The 16,369-nt window shown below is 36.9% G+C and carries 13 protein-coding genes and 1 tRNA gene; 3 read left to right on the top strand and 11 right to left on the bottom strand.

Annotated features, from left to right (window positions below; translation table 11 throughout):
* Window position 1 precedes the first annotated feature (1 nt).
* The 10 genes from DSM02_RS18530 to DSM02_RS18485 form a co-directional block, all read right to left on the bottom strand.
* Complete coding sequence (locus DSM02_RS18530) at window positions 2-3,124, bottom strand: SusC/RagA family TonB-linked outer membrane protein (protein WP_240674103.1); 3,123 nt, start codon at window positions 3,122-3,124, stop codon at window positions 2-4.
* 428 nt (window positions 3,125-3,552) lie between these two features.
* Window positions 3,553-3,626 (bottom strand) — tRNA-Arg (locus DSM02_RS18525).
* Window positions 3,627-3,763: 137 nt separating this feature from the next.
* Window positions 3,764-4,633 (bottom strand): M57 family metalloprotease, encoded by an 870-nt coding sequence (locus DSM02_RS18520; protein WP_240674102.1) that lies wholly within the window; start codon window positions 4,631-4,633, stop codon window positions 3,764-3,766.
* Window positions 4,634-4,806: 173 nt separating this feature from the next.
* On the bottom strand, window positions 4,807-5,082 hold the full coding sequence (locus DSM02_RS18515; protein WP_128760127.1) for an ATP-dependent Clp protease adaptor ClpS: 276 nt from the start codon (window positions 5,080-5,082) through the stop codon (window positions 4,807-4,809).
* A 25-nt stretch (window positions 5,083-5,107) separates the two neighbouring features.
* Window positions 5,108-5,944: a 50S ribosomal protein L11 methyltransferase gene (gene prmA / locus DSM02_RS18510; protein ID WP_128766980.1), complete on the bottom strand. Its 837-nt coding sequence runs from the start codon at window positions 5,942-5,944 to the stop codon at window positions 5,108-5,110.
* An 8-nt stretch (window positions 5,945-5,952) separates the two neighbouring features.
* Entirely contained in the window at window positions 5,953-6,702 is a 750-nt protein-coding gene (tpiA, locus tag DSM02_RS18505; protein ID WP_128766979.1) for a triose-phosphate isomerase, read from the bottom strand.
* Window positions 6,699-7,181 carry a TlpA family protein disulfide reductase gene (locus tag DSM02_RS18500; protein ID WP_128766978.1) on the bottom strand — a complete coding sequence of 161 codons (483 nt, stop codon included), beginning with the start codon at window positions 7,179-7,181 and terminating at the stop codon, window positions 6,699-6,701. Before DSM02_RS18500 ends, tpiA begins: the two co-directional genes overlap by 4 nt.
* A gap of 55 nt (window positions 7,182-7,236) precedes the next feature.
* The gene (locus DSM02_RS18495) at window positions 7,237-8,313 is read right to left on the bottom strand and encodes an ABC transporter permease (RefSeq protein ID WP_128766977.1); all 1,077 of its coding nucleotides are present in this window, start codon (window positions 8,311-8,313) and stop codon (window positions 7,237-7,239) included.
* The gene (locus tag DSM02_RS18490; RefSeq protein WP_128766976.1) at window positions 8,310-10,022 is read right to left on the bottom strand and encodes a BT_3928 family protein; all 1,713 of its coding nucleotides are present in this window, start codon (window positions 10,020-10,022) and stop codon (window positions 8,310-8,312) included. Before DSM02_RS18490 ends, DSM02_RS18495 begins: the two co-directional genes overlap by 4 nt.
* Before the next feature lies 1 nt (window position 10,023).
* Entirely contained in the window at window positions 10,024-10,578 is a 555-nt protein-coding gene (locus tag DSM02_RS18485) for a DUF1599 domain-containing protein (RefSeq protein ID WP_128766975.1), read from the bottom strand.
* A 127-nt stretch (window positions 10,579-10,705) separates the two neighbouring features.
* On the opposite strand from DSM02_RS18485, the gene folP reads away from it, so the two are divergent.
* Together folP and DSM02_RS18475 are read left to right on the top strand one after the other, a co-directional pair.
* A complete protein-coding gene (folP, locus tag DSM02_RS18480) occupies window positions 10,706-11,539 on the top strand; it encodes a dihydropteroate synthase (RefSeq protein ID WP_128766974.1) in 834 nt (277 codons plus the stop codon).
* 54 nt (window positions 11,540-11,593) lie between these two features.
* Complete coding sequence (locus DSM02_RS18475) at window positions 11,594-12,532, top strand: calcium/sodium antiporter (RefSeq protein WP_128766973.1); 939 nt, start codon at window positions 11,594-11,596, stop codon at window positions 12,530-12,532.
* Window positions 12,533-12,601: 69 nt separating this feature from the next.
* Here DSM02_RS18475 and DSM02_RS18470 read toward each other — a convergent pair whose 3' ends face one another.
* Entirely contained in the window at window positions 12,602-13,618 is a 1,017-nt protein-coding gene (locus DSM02_RS18470; protein ID WP_128766972.1) for a glutamine synthetase beta-grasp domain-containing protein, read from the bottom strand.
* Window positions 13,619-13,819: 201 nt separating this feature from the next.
* On the opposite strand from DSM02_RS18470, the gene DSM02_RS18465 reads away from it, so the two are divergent.
* On the top strand, window positions 13,820-16,003 hold the full coding sequence (locus tag DSM02_RS18465; RefSeq protein WP_128766971.1) for a glutamine synthetase III family protein: 2,184 nt from the start codon (window positions 13,820-13,822) through the stop codon (window positions 16,001-16,003).
* Window positions 16,004-16,369 lie beyond the last annotated feature (366 nt).

The following is a 16,369-nucleotide window of genomic DNA, read 5'->3' as shown; positions in this document are numbered from 1 at the left end:
TTTAGAAAGTAAAGTTGATACCGGCCATATACGTACGTGCCATAAATGACGCACCATAGGTATTTCTACCGGCATTTTCAGGATCCCAACCATCGTATTTACTAAATGTAAATGGGTTTTGTACTGTCGTGTAAAAGCGTAGTTTTTGAATCCCTAATTTTTGAATAGTTTCCTGAGGAAGTGCGTAGCCCAGAGTCATAAAACCAACTTTTACGAAAGATACATCCATATTTTTGATAGCTCCCTGATATGATCCACCGTTACCGGGCTGAAACCAGTTATTGGTAGGGTTCTCAGGTGTCCAATAATTAGTATCATATCCATTCCACAAACGAGCCGGTTCACCATCATATGAGAATGCGCGGGCATTGTGAAAATTACTGGAGATCGTTACGCCCTGACTAGTATATACAAAGAATGAGAAGTCAAAGTTTTTATAGTTCATCGTACTCGTAAAACCTCCGGTCCATTTTGGGAGTGGGTTTCCTAAAACTACCCGGTCACCTTGTTCAGTAATTTGTCCGTCACCATTGACGTCAACTACACGTACCTGCCCTGGTTTCTGACCGAAAGATTCAGCTTCTGCAGCCTGATCCAGTTGCCAGATTCCGTCGTACTTAAAGCCATAAAGTGATCCGGTTGGTTCTCCTACACGGTGAATAAACGTTCCGCCCTGTGCTCCAAAAATGATTTCATCACTATTACCATATAGATTTACAATCTCATTACGATTGCTGGCAAAATTGAGGTTCGTACTCCAGGTAAAATCTTCATTTTCTATAATTTTGGCATTAAGGCCTATTTCTATACCTCGGTTACGAGACTCCCCGATGTTGTCAAAGGTTCCTCCAAAACCGGTTACTGTGGGCAAAGGTCTAAAGAAGATGATGTCTTTAATATTACGGTTGTAAACATCAACACTACCGGTTAAGCGGTTGTTTAGGAAACCAAAGTCAAAACCCACGTTTACTTCTGAAGTGCGCTCCCAAGTTAGATCCTGGTTAGCAAGACCATTAACAAATAGCGTAGATACACTTGCATCGCCAATATTGGTATAACTTGATTCGAGTAATGAAAGAGTTCCCAGCGGGTTTAATCCTCCGCCGATACCGTTGTTACCAGTTTGCCCGTAGCTTAAACGTAACTTAAGATCTGAAAATACCTTTTGGTTACGCATAAAATCTTCGCGTATTACGCGATAAGCAAATGATGCTGAGGGGAAAAATGCCCATTTGTTATCATCAGATAATACGGAAGCTCCATCGTATCTACCGGTAAGGGTAAGAATGTAACGGTCCATCAAATTATAATTGATACGTGCTGTATAAGATTCTAACGTCTGTCTGCTAAACCCGCTTCCATACGAGTTCACATTTGAACCGGCTCCCAGGTTATAAAATAAGAAGTTGTCTGATGTGAAGTTTCTTACCTGAATACCATAAGATTCATTGTCCTGCAAAAATCTGGAATATACTAGTGTTGCTGCCAGGCTGTTGTCATTGTCAATATCTAAGCTGTAATCAACAATGTTATCCCAAGTATACGAATAGTCTAAGAAGTTGTTTACCTCTGCACGGGTATTACTCTGGTTACCAATTGCACTTTTGGTGTACAGACCACGATATTCTCCCACACGGGTATATTTGATGTTAGGTGCAAACTTCGTAGTAATGCTAAGTCCTTCTAGCGGTTTAACGCTAAGGGAAATGTTACCAATAAAATTGATGTATTTGTTTTCTAATTTCCAGTTTTGGGTATCAAAAATAGGGTTACTTAACTGGGTCTCTTTTTGAGTAGGCAGGAATAATAAATCCCCGTTGTCATCATAGGGTCTTCCTATAGGCTTAAGCCGATAGGCACTTCTAAAAGCTTCTAAACTTCCTTCATTAGTTTTTGCTAAAGTGATGTAGTTATCATAGCCAAATGTTAACCAATCTGTAAGATCACTTTGAATATTTCCTTTTAAGGTATACCGATTAAAATCCTCGCCGTAGACAGTTCCCTGGTCCTGTGTATAACCTAATCCGGCAGCATAAACGGTGTTTTCATTCCCTCCACTTATGTCAAGGGTATGGTTTTGCTGAAAACCATTACGGGTGATGAGGTCTACCCAATCTGTACTAACTCCGTTTGCGATATTTTCACGTTCTTCTTCACTCAGATAATCATTGATGTTTACCGCTTCTGCAGAGTATTGGCCGTAATTACCATCAGTATTAGAAGCGAACTGGTTACCCACAACCACATCTCTAAGAAATGGAATATAGCTTTTGCCATTAAATACTGGTGGCAGGTTATAGATTTCTTTAAAACCTACGTAGTTGTTGTAACGCACCGTCATTTTTCCTTCTTTCCCTTTCTTGGTCTGAATGATTACAACCCCGTTTGTACCACGTGAACCATAAATCGCAGCAGATGCTGCATCTTTAAGCACGTCCATACGCTCGATGTCAGCCGGATTAAGGAAAGAGATATCATCAACAAAAATTCCGTCTACTACAAATAAGGGATTTTGACCAGGGCTGTATCCGCCATTTCCAGAACCTGTATTAATAGTATTGGCACCTCTTACACGAATGTTGAAGCCTCCTCCACCGGGTTTGTTATCTGTACGTTGTACCGTAACACCAGCTACCTGCCCCTGTATAGAAGAAACCGCGTCTACTTTATTGGTTTTTTCTAGCGTTTCTGAGCTAACGGTCGAAACCGATCCGGTTAGATTAGAGCGCTTTACTTTACCGTAACCAATAATCGCAACCTCTTCAAGAGACTGTATATCAGTTTCCATATTTACGGTAAGTGAAGTCTGGTTTTGTAGAGGTACTTCCTGAGTCAAGTAACCTACATAACTAAATACGAGTACTGCACCCGGCTCAACCTGTAATTGAAATGAACCGTCTAAATCTGTAATAGTACCGGTATTGGCGCCTTTAATACCAACACTTACACCTGGTAAAGTTTCTCCAGATTGTGTGTCGTAGACCACTCCCGAAATCGTTTTCTGTTCATAGCTGAAAGAAATTTCTCCAGATAGAGGAGCAGCCATAAGTGTGGTTGTACTCAATAATGCCAAAGTCACTAGTGTGATTTTTTTAAGCATCCTGAGTTGTAAAAATGTTCTCATAAATGTGTGTTTTAGTTTTGATATTCAAATCATTATGTGTTTATGTAATTATGTACTACATATCAATATTATGAAAATATTTTATTTATAAAGCACTATAGTTAAAAATTTAACATTTATAGTTTGCATTGATTTTTTAATTGTAAGCGTATGAATACTAGTTTGTAATGCTTTTTTCTGATTTTTAGAAGATTTTTGAAATCAGTAAAGAGAGTGAAGTATCTAAGCTTAACTTCTATATTGCTAATAGCAATCTTGCTTAATAGCTATATTTAATTTGATTGTTATTCATTAAATATTTTAAAGAAAAGAAGGAGGGATAGCTATACGGCTAAGGATTCTGACTAGTAGGGAATAACCATAAATTAAAAAAACCCACGTTTGCGGGTTTTTTTAAGACTTTTATAGTCAAAAGTAGACTTATTTTGTGACCTTGCCAGGATTCAAACCTGGAACCTCCTGAGCCGTAATCAGGTGCGCTATTCAGTTGCGCCACAAGGCCTTTATTTTTGCAAAAATTTGATATTTATTTACCTCATTTTGCGGGTGCAAATATAAGTCTTTTTTGAATATCTGCAAACTTAAAAAATAAAAAAAGCCATTTTAATTAAAATGGCTTTTAAAGTGTCTAATTAATACTTAGTACATATTGTTTAAAGCAGTAATATCATTAGCGTTGAATTCACCATCTTCACTAGCACTAAAGCAAGCAAGCATAATAGATGTAGAGTCATAGCCAGTTGGAGTTCCCGGAATGTGGTTAGTATCTCCACCTTCATTTACATTTTGACCGCAACTTTGTCTGCTAAACCAATCTGTATGTCTAAATCCTACTGAGTGACCTATTTCATGAGTTAATACGTGTTCAACAACATTTGTGTCATAATTAGTAAGGCCATAAATCTGTACAAATTTAAAAGGCAATCCATTACTAGGGAAGCCAGCGCTACCACCTGCACCACTAGGATTGTTGACAGTGTTGTTATAGACAACCATGTCTTTACTTTGATAATCTGTACCAAAAGTTAAATTGAAACTAATGCTTACACCATTTAGATCATTGTAGTTTGCTACTGCCCATTCAAGTGCGGTACGTTCTTTTTGGGTTAAAGCCTGGTTGCCACCAGTATACCCAATTATCGAAATCGTACGTCCCTGACTCACTAATGCAGATGTCCTATATTGTTTAGAATCTCCTTTACCATCTTTAGTTTGCTTAATGTTAGCGGTCATTTCAGCTAATTGATCTGGAGTTACAATAACATCCTCTTCTAAGAAAAGTCTGGGCTCAGAGGAACCGTCAGGAAAGTAGAAGTCGTCCCAACGAATATAATTAGTATTCATTCCTAAATTTTCAACCTGATCAATGACGGTTTGTGACACCTCAAGATTAGCAGTAGGTTGTGCGGCTTCAGGTGTGCTTTCTGAAGCCTCTTCAGAACAAGAAGCAAATACCATTGAAATTCCCAGGCTTAAAAAGCCTACTTTTTTAATTGTTTCTGATAACATATAATAATAGTTAGTGTTTATAATACTTGTAAAATATTATAAAAAAACAACATGTAACGCTATTAATCGTTAAAATTATAACTTTTAACGATTTAAAATTGCATTTAATCAATAATAAGGTAAGAAAAAAGCCTCTTTAAGAGGCTTTTTATGTATAGGCTATTTTTTGGAATTTATATGATTTCTGCACTGAGGCCGGCATCTAGAAGTGCGCTACAACGTGGTTCAAGGTCATCATAGCTTCCGGTCTTTACAGTACATTTTCCTTTATAATGAACTATCAATGAACATTGTTCTGCTTGTATTGGGGTATGATCACAAACATGTACTAAAGTATTTATTACGTGATCAAATGTGTTAACATCATCATTGTATACGATAATTTCATTATTTCGATCTTCTGCCTCGAGGACGTCTACTTCTTCTTGAATCTTTTCTCTTGTGCTCATTGGTAAAAAACTTATATTCAGGGGGTTAATTTTTTACAAATTTACATGCTACCCAATTATTTTTTTCAAAATTCATGATAAAATTTAATCCGTGTTGATTGCAAACGTTAGTAATCGCCGGAATATCTTGAGTGTAAAACCCACTTAAGAGCAAAATACCTTCATGATTTAAGCAACCTGCGTAGGTGGGAATATCATTCATTAGAATGTTTCGGTTAATGTTTGCGATGATCAGATCATATTGTTTGCCTTTTAAAAGACTAGAGTCTCCCTCGTATGCTTTAATAAAATCAACATCATTACGGGATACATTCTCTACAGTATTCTCATAACACCACGGGTCAATATCTATTGCGTCTACCGGTTTTGCGCCTTTTAATGCAGCAAGAATAGCAAGTATTCCTGTGCCACAACCCATATCAAGTGTTTTTAAGCCAGCAACTTCAATTTTTAGAAGGTGTTTGATCATGAGATGTGTGGTCTCATGATGCCCGGTACCGAAAGACATTTTAGGTTCAATAACAATATCAAACTCCATCTCTGGTTTAGGATGAAATGGAGCTCTTACCGAGCAAATACCATCAACTTCAATGGGTTCAAAATTCTTTTCCCATTCTTCGTTCCAATTTACCGGCTCTATAAGCTTAACAGAGTATGAAACTTCAAATTCAGGGTTATTGAGTAGATAGATGTCTTCTAAAAGATTTTCTTTATCTAAGGCAGAGAGGATGTATGCTTTTACACCCTCTTCTGTCTCATCAAAACTTTCAAAATCAAGCTGACTCAATTCAGCAATGAGTATTTCTGCACCGGGATTTACCGGTGTTACTTTAAACGCGTATTCAGAATATGCTTCAGCCATAAATTATTTTAAAATGCGTTTACGATCGCCATAAAGTCTTCGGCTTTTAAAGAAGCACCACCTATAAGGCCACCATCAACATCTGGCTTTGAAAATATCTCTTTAGCGTTAGCAGGTTTTACACTACCACCATAAAGGACAGTAACGCTGTCTGCTACTTCTTGAGAATATTCATCAGCAATAGTTTTTCTGATAAAAGCGTGCATTTCCTGAGCTTGATCTGGGCTTGCTGTTTCTCCTGTGCCTATTGCCCAAACCGGTTCATAAGCTAGTATTATGTGCTTCCAGGCATCTGCATCCAGATGAAAAAGCGCCTGACTGATTTGTTTATTTACCACTTCAAAATGCTCGCTGAAGTTTCGGTCTTTAAGCTCTTCACCAAAACAGTAAATCACTTTCATATCATTTTCTAAAGCGGTATTTACTTTTTCTGCAAGTAAATCTTCTTTCTCTTCAAAATAAGCTCTGCGCTCGCTATGTCCTAATATTACTGTTTTAACGCCAACACCCTTTAGCATAGAGGCACTGATCTCACCGGTAAAAGCACCAGAAGTAGATTGATGCATATTTTGTGCTGCAACTTCAATACCAGCTCCTTTTAATGCTTCAAAGGCACTGTAAAGGTTTGTAAAAGGAGGTGCTATAATAATTTCTGCATCAGAAGTTTTAGCTATAGATTTTAGTCCGCCGATCAATTCTTGCGTATCAGCAAGATCTGTATTCATTTTCCAGTTACCGGCTACGATGTTTTTTCTCATTGTATTTGATTTAGTAGTTGATTGTCTTTTGTGGTTATTGCTTTATAAACTTTAATTTGTCCAGATTCATCAAGCAAAATATAGCGAGGAATCCAGTCCAGATCTATACTGCTGCATAGCGGTCCTTTCCAACCATGTTTGATGAAGTAATGACTTCCCTGTAGGTCATATTTATCAATACCTGCTTTCCAGCGCTCTGTATCTTTGTCTAGTGAAAGAAAAACGTAATTTATATTAGGATTATCTTCTTGTAGTTTTTTTAGATCAGGAAAGCCGGCGATACAGTCTTTACACCAGGATGCCCAGATATCAATCAGCACAGTTTTGCCTTTATGCATTTCTAAAACAGATTCAAAAGTGACTTCAGAACCGCTAGTCTTGATCAAGACATCCTGAAGTGCTTCGGCAGAAAATGATTTTTCCTGAGAAAAACCTACTGAAAAACAAAGTATTGTTAATAATGTAAGTATGATTTTCATAAAAACGAATAAGATATAAAATTAGGATTAGTCAGCCTATTCTACAACAATATGGCTATCTAATGCGCACTTTAGGGTCCAGGAGACCGTAAATAATATCAACGAGAATATTTATAAGAATAAACATCGTTGCGATGACGAGCACAGCACCCATAATTATGGGTAAGTCAAGCGTATTTAAGGCATCGACGATCTCTTTACCAAGGCCATTCCATCCAAAAATATATTCCACAAAAACAGCACCCGCAAGCATAGAAGCAAACCAGCCCGAAACTGCTGTTACCACAGGGTTTAAAGCATTTTTTAACGCATGTCGCCACACGATCTGATGCTGATTGAGTCCTTTTGCCTGAGCAGTACGGATGTATTCCTGATTGTATACTTCTAAAAGTGAATTACGCATCAATTGAATTACAACCGCTAACGGACGTATTCCTAAAACCAAAGCAGGTAATACAATATTTTTCCATTGAATGGTTATGGCTTCACCGAAATCGTCCATCTCATACAGGCTTCCTGTCATATTGAGATTTGTGTATTCGTGTAGTATATAACCAAAAAACCAGGCAAATAAAATAGCACTGAAAAAACTTGGAACACTCATTCCAAAGGTACTCACAACCTGAATTAATTTATCAAGCCAAGTGTCTCTGGCATTCGCCGAAATGACTCCTAGAAGTATACCCAAAAGAATAGCAAGGGTTATTGCACTCACTGCAAGAACTATAGTGTTGGGTAAAGTTTCAGAAATGACCGCTACAACCGTTTTTCCTGTTTTTTGAAAAGACTCTCGTAGGTACGGTTTTTTTATAGCCAGCGTATAGTTTCCAATTGAAAATATTCTCGTGTAATTATATTTTCCGGAAGTTAAACTCGTATAATTATCTCCGTTATTGTTATGAATAGAAAGGGGAGATAAATCATTAAGGTAATATGCGTATTGGGTAAGCACAGGTTGATCAAAACCGTATTTATGTTTTATTATCGCTAATTGCTCAGGGTCTTCATTTTGGTCCAGCATCATGCGTGCAGGATCTCCTGGAAGAACTGTAAATAATAAAAACACAACTGTTACTACCCCAAACAGGGTAAGCAAAGCGTAGAACAATTTATTTAAGATATATAGAATCAGAGTCTTTTGATTTCAGAGATTTTAAGGGCTTTAAATTTGGCATCTTTGCCCATCAAGTCGGCTACATATTCTTCAATAGTGCGCTCAAACCCTGCTTCTTTTCTGCGTTGATTTACGGTTTCTGGGTCTTTAATTGGCCAAATAAAAAAGCCGTTTTCTGCAGTGATCTGAGCCTGACTTCCATAGAGTTGCTCTTTATCTTGCATCATTAAAAATTTATCTTCTAAAACCGCTACCTTAGTTATAGGTATTTCGCCTTGAGCTGCAGCTTTTTTAAATAAATCTATATACTGATCTATTTGTATGGGATTGTGTTCAATAACTTCTAGCGCAATAAGATTTGTAGGTTCACCCACTAATGATTTACCGGGATAGCCGTGATTGTCAAGAATAGCTTTTACGACTTTAAGGTTACTGGTGTCAAGCATGCGTTGCTTTTTCCATAGATCACCTGTGTAATCTTCTTTAGGAATACCCATTTCTTCTGCCAGCGCAATACGTTTTGCTTCGTCTGTTTCTTGTAACAAAGGTCTATACAATTGATCATAACGTGCAATACTGTCTAAGCGTTGTTTCAATTCTAGGTTAAGAGCTGGTTTAGCAGAGGGCAAGACTTCAAGCTCAATTTCATCAACATCATTCCAATGTTTTTTCTGAATGATCGTCCCTTTGTTGAGTTTTAAAATTCCTGGATTACTGCGTACAATAGTTTTAAGTGTTGTAGCATCAGTAAAATAAAAATCAAAGTTGATGTTTTGTTTATTTTGTAGATCACGCACAGCTTCATCGCCAGATGCGGTAAGACCAATTACTGTATACCCTTTTTTTAAAGCTTCATCTGTAAGATCTTTAACTGCCGGCCAGCCATTCCATTCGGTTTTGCTTAGATCATAAGCAATAATTACAATTAGATTTGGCATATTGAGAAAATCCTCAGTATAACTCTCGCCGTCTTTTTCTATGGTGAAATCGTGAATAGGGGGTATGTAACCTTCGGAAACAACTTCAGTTTCTACTCCTAAAAATTCACCTTCACTTGATGGGTATTCTCCTTGTGTTGTGATTATTTTTTCTTCTCCATTAATATTGAATTTCCAATGGTAATCAAAAACAGCTTCTGGAGCCCCTTCAGGTATGGTCATGCCTTCACTGATATTTACACCCACTTTATAAGCTCTGAAATCAATCGCCGGTAGATGCATCAATACATAATAGGCAAAACCTAGACAGCCTATAAACGTCACGAAGATTAAGATCGAGCGCGTGAAATTTGTGAAAAAAGGCTTGATCTGTTTCAGATTGAAAAACAAAAAGAGAATCATAACCAGCAGGATCACATCTTTTGTAAACGACTGCCAAGGTGTTAAAGGAAGCGCATCACCAAAACAACCACAATCTGTCACCTTATTGAAGTATGCTGAATAGAATGTAAGAAAGGTGAAGAAAACGATCATGAGCAGCAAAAGCCACATCGTTAGTTTTTTGTAGTATCCTATTATTAAAGCGACACCTAAAACAAGTTCTACAATAACTAAGATAATAGCGAGTCCCAAAGCAAATGGACTCATAAACTCGATATTTAAAACATCTGGTGCAAAATATTCTTGTAGTTTGAATGAAAACCCAACCGGATCATTGAGTTTTACAAATCCTGAAATGATAAACAGGACTCCAACAAAAATGCGTACGAAACTTACTAGTTTTTTCAAATTAAGAGGTTTTAGTTGTAGCTTCTTCAATTAATATCATAGCAAAAACAGCATAATTAATCATATCCTGGTAGTTTGCATCTATACCTTCAGAAACTAAGGTTTTACCTTTATTGTTTTCTATTTGCTTTACGCGTAAGAGTTTTTGCAAAATCAGGTCTGTAAGTGAGCTGATGCGCATATCGCGCCAGGCTTCACCATAATCATGATTCTTGTTTAGCATCAATTCTTTGGTGATTTGAACTTGCTCGTCATAAGCAATAAGTGATCGTTCCAAATTAAAATCAGGTTGCTCTACAACACCTTCTTGAAGTTGTATAAGCGCCATTATCGAATAATTGATAATCCCTATAAATTCTGAAGCTTCGCCCTCATCAACTTTATGAACAGCGTTTTGCTGCAATCCACGTATGCGCTGTGCTTTTATAAAAATTTGATCGGTAAGTGACGGTAGTCTTAGAATACGCCAAGCACTACCGTAATCACTCATTTTCTTTGAAAATAAATCGCGGCAGATCTTAATTACCGCATCGTATTGTTCTGAAGTTTGCTCCATTAAAAATATATAAAGCCGCTTAGCCTGAGTTTTTAAAACTCAAAGCATATTTATTAACGGCTGAGGTCAACGATTTTCTGTAAATTTCGCCTAAAATAAGCAATCTAGAAAAACATCGCTCTATTTCATGAAAAGCATTAACTGTAAAGGCAAACTAATTGATCTGGATACACCAAAAGTAATGGGGATTCTCAACATCACTCCAGATTCTTTCTACGACGGCGGAAGCTATAAAGATGAGCAAGATATTTTAAGACAAGCTGAGAAAATGCTTATTGATGGAGCAACGTTTATTGATGTTGGAGCATACAGTTCTAGACCCGGAGCAACAGATATTTCGGTAGATGAAGAATGTAAAAGGTTGATTCCTATGGTAAAATTATTAGTTAACAATTTTCCAGAAATCCTTTTATCTGTAGATACTTTTAGAGCTAAAGTAGCGCAGGAAGCTTTGTTGGTAGGTGCCTCACTCATTAATGATATTTCGGCAGGTTTGATAGATGATCAAATGTTGCAAACGGTTTCAGAATTAAAGGTTCCTTATGTATTAATGCATATGCAGGGAACACCACAAACTATGAAAATGCTTACTCAATATGAGGATCTTGTTAAAGAAGTGATTTTTTATCTAAGTAAACGCGTAGCTGCGGCAAGAGCCTTAGGTATTAATGATGTTATTATTGATCCCGGGTTTGGGTTTGCAAAAACAGTATCTCAAAATTTTAAATTACTTAATGCCGCAGATCAATTACAAATTCTCGATTTACCATTGCTGATAGGTCTTTCTAGAAAATCTATGATTACAAAAACACTTGATGTTGATGCGCAATCAGCTTTAAACGGAACATCCGTTTTAAACACGATTGCATTAGAAAAGGGAGCGTCTATTTTGCGTGTTCACGATGTTAAAGAAGCTGTCGAAGCTGTAAAACTTTATCAGACGCTTATAGCTTCTGCTTAGTATCGTATCAGTTAGACTGGGTTGCTTATCTTCGCAGCCATAAAGAATGATTTTATGAGTATAGTTTTTGTGATGCTTGGCTTATTACTACTTGTTATAGGGGGTGAGTTTTTAGTTCGGGCATCGGTAGGATTGTCTTTTAAGCTTAACCTTTCAAAAATGGTTATTGGCCTTACGGTAGTTTCGTTTGCTACATCGGCGCCAGAACTTTTGGTTAGTTTACAGGCAGCTTTAGACGGTTCGCCAGATATTGCTTTAGGAAATGTGATAGGTAGTAATATTGCTAATATCGCTTTAGTCTTAGGGATCACCGCAATTATTTCAACACTAGGTATTGATCGAGATTTTTTTAGATTCAATTGGCCGGTGATGGTTTTGTTCTCATTGGGGTTATACCTGGCTCTTGTAAATGATGGAATGATCTCAAAACTTGAGGGTTTTATTTTGTTTTCCTCATTAATAGCTTATTTAATTCTTTTAATCCGCAGAGCGAAAAAAGCACGAGCCGTGGATGATGAGGTTGATCCCGGACTATCTGGAGCCTCTTATTTTAAAATTGTCATTTGGCTAATAATTGGCGGGGTATCACTTTATTTTGGTTCCGAGTGGTTAGTTACAGGAGCAAAAGAGTTAGCACATATGGTGGGAGTGAGCGATTATGCCATATCGGTTACGGTTATAGCTATAGGAACTAGCGTACCTGAACTTGCGGCTTCGGTTATTGCAGCACTTAAAAAGGAAAAAGCGCTTTCGCTAGGAAATCTGATAGGATCTAATATTTTTAATATTGCTTCCGTTTTAGGTCTTACGGCAATTATAAAACCCATACCGGTTATTGATGGTAGTATTTTAAACAATATGTTTTGGCTTTTAGGCTTCGCAGTTGTATTACTTCCGTTAGGCTTTCTTCCTTTAAAATTAGAATTAAACCGCTGGAAGGGTTTTGTGCTTTTTGCAGCATATTGCATTTTTATAGGTCTAGCTTTTAGTTAGCATTTGAGAACATTATAAAAAGAGAAAAGCCCGCAATTGCGGGCTTTTATAATTTATGCTAGAGAAAATTTATATTTTCTCTTCAGCTTCTAATACCGTTTTAACGATACGACCCGCTACTTTGTATGGATCAGCATTAGATGCAGGACGACGATCTTCTAACCATCCTTTATATCCTTTTTCTACTGTGATAATAGGAATACGGATAGATGCTCCACGGTCAGAAATTCCATAAGAGAAATCGTGAATAGAAGCAGTCTCATGCTTACCAGTTAAACGCTGGTCGTTAAACTCACCGTAAACTTCAATGTGTTCTTTAGTTACAGGACGGAAAGCTTCACAAATAGTGTCATAAACTTCTTTAGAACCTGCAGTTCTTAAAGTAGTGTTTGAGAAGTTAGCGTGCATACCAGAACCATTCCAGTCACCTTTAATTGGTTTTGGGTGGTATTCTATATAGTACCCATAATCTTCAGTAAGACGTTGTAATAAATAACGTGCTACCCATATCTCATCACCAGCTTTTTTAGCTCCTTTTGCAAAAAGTTGAAATTCCCATTGTCCACTAGCAACCTCTTGGTTGATACCTTCAAAGTTAAGACCAGCATCAATACACAGATCTGCGTGCTCTTCAACAAATGCTCTACCGTGTGTGTTTTTACCACCTACAGAACAGTAATACATACCTTGAGGACCAGGATAACCACCTACAGGGAAACCTAATGGAAGTTGTGTCTCCTTGTCCATAATAAAATATTCCTGCTCAAAACCGAACCAGAAATCATCATCTTGATCAGCAATAGTGGCTCTTGCATTAGATTCGTGCGGAGTACCATCAGCATTAAGAACTTCAGTCATTACCAAGTAACCATCTCTACGAGCTGGATCTGGGTATATTGCAACGGGCTTCAGCAGACAATCAGAAGAGCCTCCTTCGGCTTGTTTAGTTGAAGAACCATCAAATGACCATACCGGGCAGTCTTCTAACTTCCCGCTAAAATCATCTTCTACTTTGGTTTTACTTCTAAGATTGGCAGTTGGTGTATAACCATCTAACCAGAGATACTCTAATTTTGATTTGCCCATAATAAATTGATTTAAATTTTTTTTGAATTAAACTAATAACAAATATAACATTTCTTTAATATCTGATATTTGTTTTAGTGGGGGGTGTAAGGGTTTATTAACGGAATAAATTTAATAAGACCCTTAAAAAATAGGGGTGTATTACGAAATCATATATTTTTACACCTCTGAATTCTGAATTTCATAAAAATCAACTAAAATATGAGCACATTGCGATTTTTTGCCTTAAAGGAAAGCCTTAGCCGTTTACCCATAACTATATCTGAAAATAAAAAAAGGTCAGAGCTTTTTGGCAAACATGTTTTTGGAAAAGAAGCTATGCGACAAGTCTTGTCTCATGATGCTTTTCAGGCAGTTGAAGCTGCTATTAATACAGGGGCTAAAATAGATCGTTTGATGGCAGATAGTATTGCTGCCGGAATGAAACAATGGGCGTTAGAATTAGGAGCAACACATTATACGCATTGGTTTCAGCCATTAACAGGGGCAACTGCAGAAAAGCATGATGCTTTCTTTGAGCAAACTCCAGAGGGAAACGCAATTGAAAAGTTTGAAGGTGCAAAACTTGTTCAGCAAGAGCCCGATGCCTCTTCTTTTCCGCATGGCGGAATTAGAAATACCTTTGAAGCAAGAGGTTATACTGCTTGGGATCCTACTTCGCCTGCTTTTATTTTAGATACTACGTTGTGTATACCTACCGTATTTGTCTCCTACACCGGCGAAGCATTAGATAACAAAACCCCGCTTTTACGTGCTTTAACAGCAATAGATCATAATGCTACGGAAGTAGCTAAATACTTCAATAAGAGTGTTAGCAAGGTAACGGCAACATTGGGTTGGGAGCAAGAATATTTTTTAATAGATTCAGCACTTGCAGTTTCACGTCCTGATATTATGCAAACAGGAAGGGCACTATTAGGTCACGCACCTGCAAAAGGGCAACAACTGGACGATCATTATTTTGGATCAATACCAGCCAGGGCTTTGAATTTTATGAAAGATTTGGAGCAACAATGTATGTTTCTGGGTATTCCTGTGAAAACCAGACACAATGAGGTTGCTCCTAACCAGTTTGAGTTGGCTCCTATTTTTGAGGAAGCCAATCTTGCAGTAGATCATAATTCACTCATTATGGATTTGATGGATCGAATTGCAGAGCGACATAATCTAAAAGTTCTTTTTCACGAAAAACCATTTGCCGGAGTTAACGGTAGTGGTAAACATAATAATTGGTCTTTAGCGACAGATACGGGAGTTAATTTGTTGAGTCCGGGTACAACACCTATGAAGAACTTGCAGTTTCTTACCTTTTTTGTGAATACCATAAAAGCAGTACAGGATAATGAAGAATTGATTAGAGCCTCAGTAGCATCAGCATCTAACGATCACAGATTGGGAGCACATGAAGCACCGCCGGCAATCATGTCTGTTTTTATAGGGAAACAACTCACAGCTGTTTTAGATGAATTAGAAAAAGTAACTGATGGTAAGCTTTCTCCTCAGGAAAAAACGGACTTAAAACTCAACGTAGTTGGTAAAATTCCTGAAATCCTTTTAGATAATACAGATCGAAACCGAACTTCACCTTTTGCATTTACCGGTAACAAGTTTGAATTCCGTGCTGTAGGTTCGACAACAAATTGTGCTAAACCAATGGTTGTGTTAAATACCGTTGTCGCCAAACAACTTAAAGACTTTAAGAGTGAAGTAGATAAGCTTGTTGATAAGAAAAAAATGAAGAAAGATGATGCGATCTTCAATATTCTTAGAGAGTATATAAAGGCATCTAAGAAAATTCGTTTTGAGGGAGATGGGTATAGTGAGGCATGGGAGCAAGAAGCTTTAAAAAGAAAGTTAAGCAACCATAGCAGTACTCCTGAAGCTTTAGCCATTCAATTAGATAAACGTTCTGTTTCAGTTTTTGAAGAAATGGCTGTAATGAATAGCGTAGAGCTTAAAGCCCGTTATGAAATTGAACTAGAAGAATATATAAAGCGCATTCAAATTGAAAGTAGGGTTTTAGGAAATATTGCTAAAAACCATATAATTCCTACAGCTATACGGTATCAAAATTTATTGATCAAAAATGTAGAAGGTCTTAAAAATATTTTTGCTAATGACTATGAGAATCTTGCACAAGAGCAAATAGCCCTCATAATTCAAATATCTAAATATATAGGTGATATCAACCGTGATATTCATGCTATGGTTGAATCTAGAAAGTCTGCAAATAAGTTAAATATAAAAGAGCGGGCTATAGATTACAAAAAAAATGTGCTTCCGTTTTTTGATACTATACGTTATGCTTCTGATAAGTTAGAGTTATTAGTTGAAGATAAACTTTGGCCATTAGCAAAAAACAGAGAATTACTCAATTTAAATTAAAAATTGAAATAGAAAACATCCTGTTTCTTACATTTAATGTAAGATTATTCTTATAAATGTATTTTTAGAGAATAAAAAGGTGTTTTTCCCTTTTTAATACTAAAGCCAGTATTTGTATAGCTTTGTGCACTACAACGATTTCGATACTATCTGAATTTCATCGAAAAGTTGTAGTGTTCTTAAAATCAGAGCGTTGTTTTTATATAAATTAGCAAAGCGTTAGAGCTCAAGCTGATGATGTAAATGAACTAATGCAAACCTTGACTCCCCTTTAATAACTTTTGATTTGACAAGCCCCGTCAAACATATCAAAAGTCTAGAATAGCATTTTATTAACCATTCTATATATTATTAATTTAAAACTTT

Origin of the sequence: Leeuwenhoekiella polynyae (genome assembly GCF_004104075.1) — a bacterium.
GTDB lineage: Bacteria > Bacteroidota > Bacteroidia > Flavobacteriales > Flavobacteriaceae > Leeuwenhoekiella > Leeuwenhoekiella polynyae.
Note: the sequence above shows the minus strand (reverse complement) of the source record. Positions and strands in the feature narration are given on the sequence as shown.

What these genes read in the sequence shown, in the direction of transcription:
- DSM02_RS18530 (WP_240674103.1), bottom strand. Translation starts at nt 3,124, where the DNA reads ATGAGAACATTTTTACAACTCAGGATGCTTAAAAAAATCACACTAGTG.
- DSM02_RS18520 (WP_240674102.1), bottom strand. Translation starts at nt 4,633, where the DNA reads ATGTTATCAGAAACAATTAAAAAAGTAGGCTTTTTAAGCCTGGGAATT.
- DSM02_RS18515 (WP_128760127.1), bottom strand. Translation starts at nt 5,082, where the DNA reads ATGAGCACAAGAGAAAAGATTCAAGAAGAAGTAGACGTCCTCGAGGCA.
- prmA (WP_128766980.1), bottom strand. Translation starts at nt 5,944, where the DNA reads ATGGCTGAAGCATATTCTGAATACGCGTTTAAAGTAACACCGGTAAAT.
- tpiA (WP_128766979.1), bottom strand. Translation starts at nt 6,702, where the DNA reads ATGAGAAAAAACATCGTAGCCGGTAACTGGAAAATGAATACAGATCTT.
- DSM02_RS18500 (WP_128766978.1), bottom strand. Translation starts at nt 7,181, where the DNA reads ATGAAAATCATACTTACATTATTAACAATACTTTGTTTTTCAGTAGGT.
- DSM02_RS18485 (WP_128766975.1), bottom strand. Translation starts at nt 10,578, where the DNA reads ATGGAGCAAACTTCAGAACAATACGATGCGGTAATTAAGATCTGCCGC.
- folP (WP_128766974.1), top strand. Translation starts at nt 10,706, where the DNA reads ATGAAAAGCATTAACTGTAAAGGCAAACTAATTGATCTGGATACACCA.
- DSM02_RS18475 (WP_128766973.1), top strand. Translation starts at nt 11,594, where the DNA reads ATGAGTATAGTTTTTGTGATGCTTGGCTTATTACTACTTGTTATAGGG.
- DSM02_RS18470 (WP_128766972.1), bottom strand. Translation starts at nt 13,618, where the DNA reads ATGGGCAAATCAAAATTAGAGTATCTCTGGTTAGATGGTTATACACCA.
- DSM02_RS18465 (WP_128766971.1), top strand. Translation starts at nt 13,820, where the DNA reads ATGAGCACATTGCGATTTTTTGCCTTAAAGGAAAGCCTTAGCCGTTTA.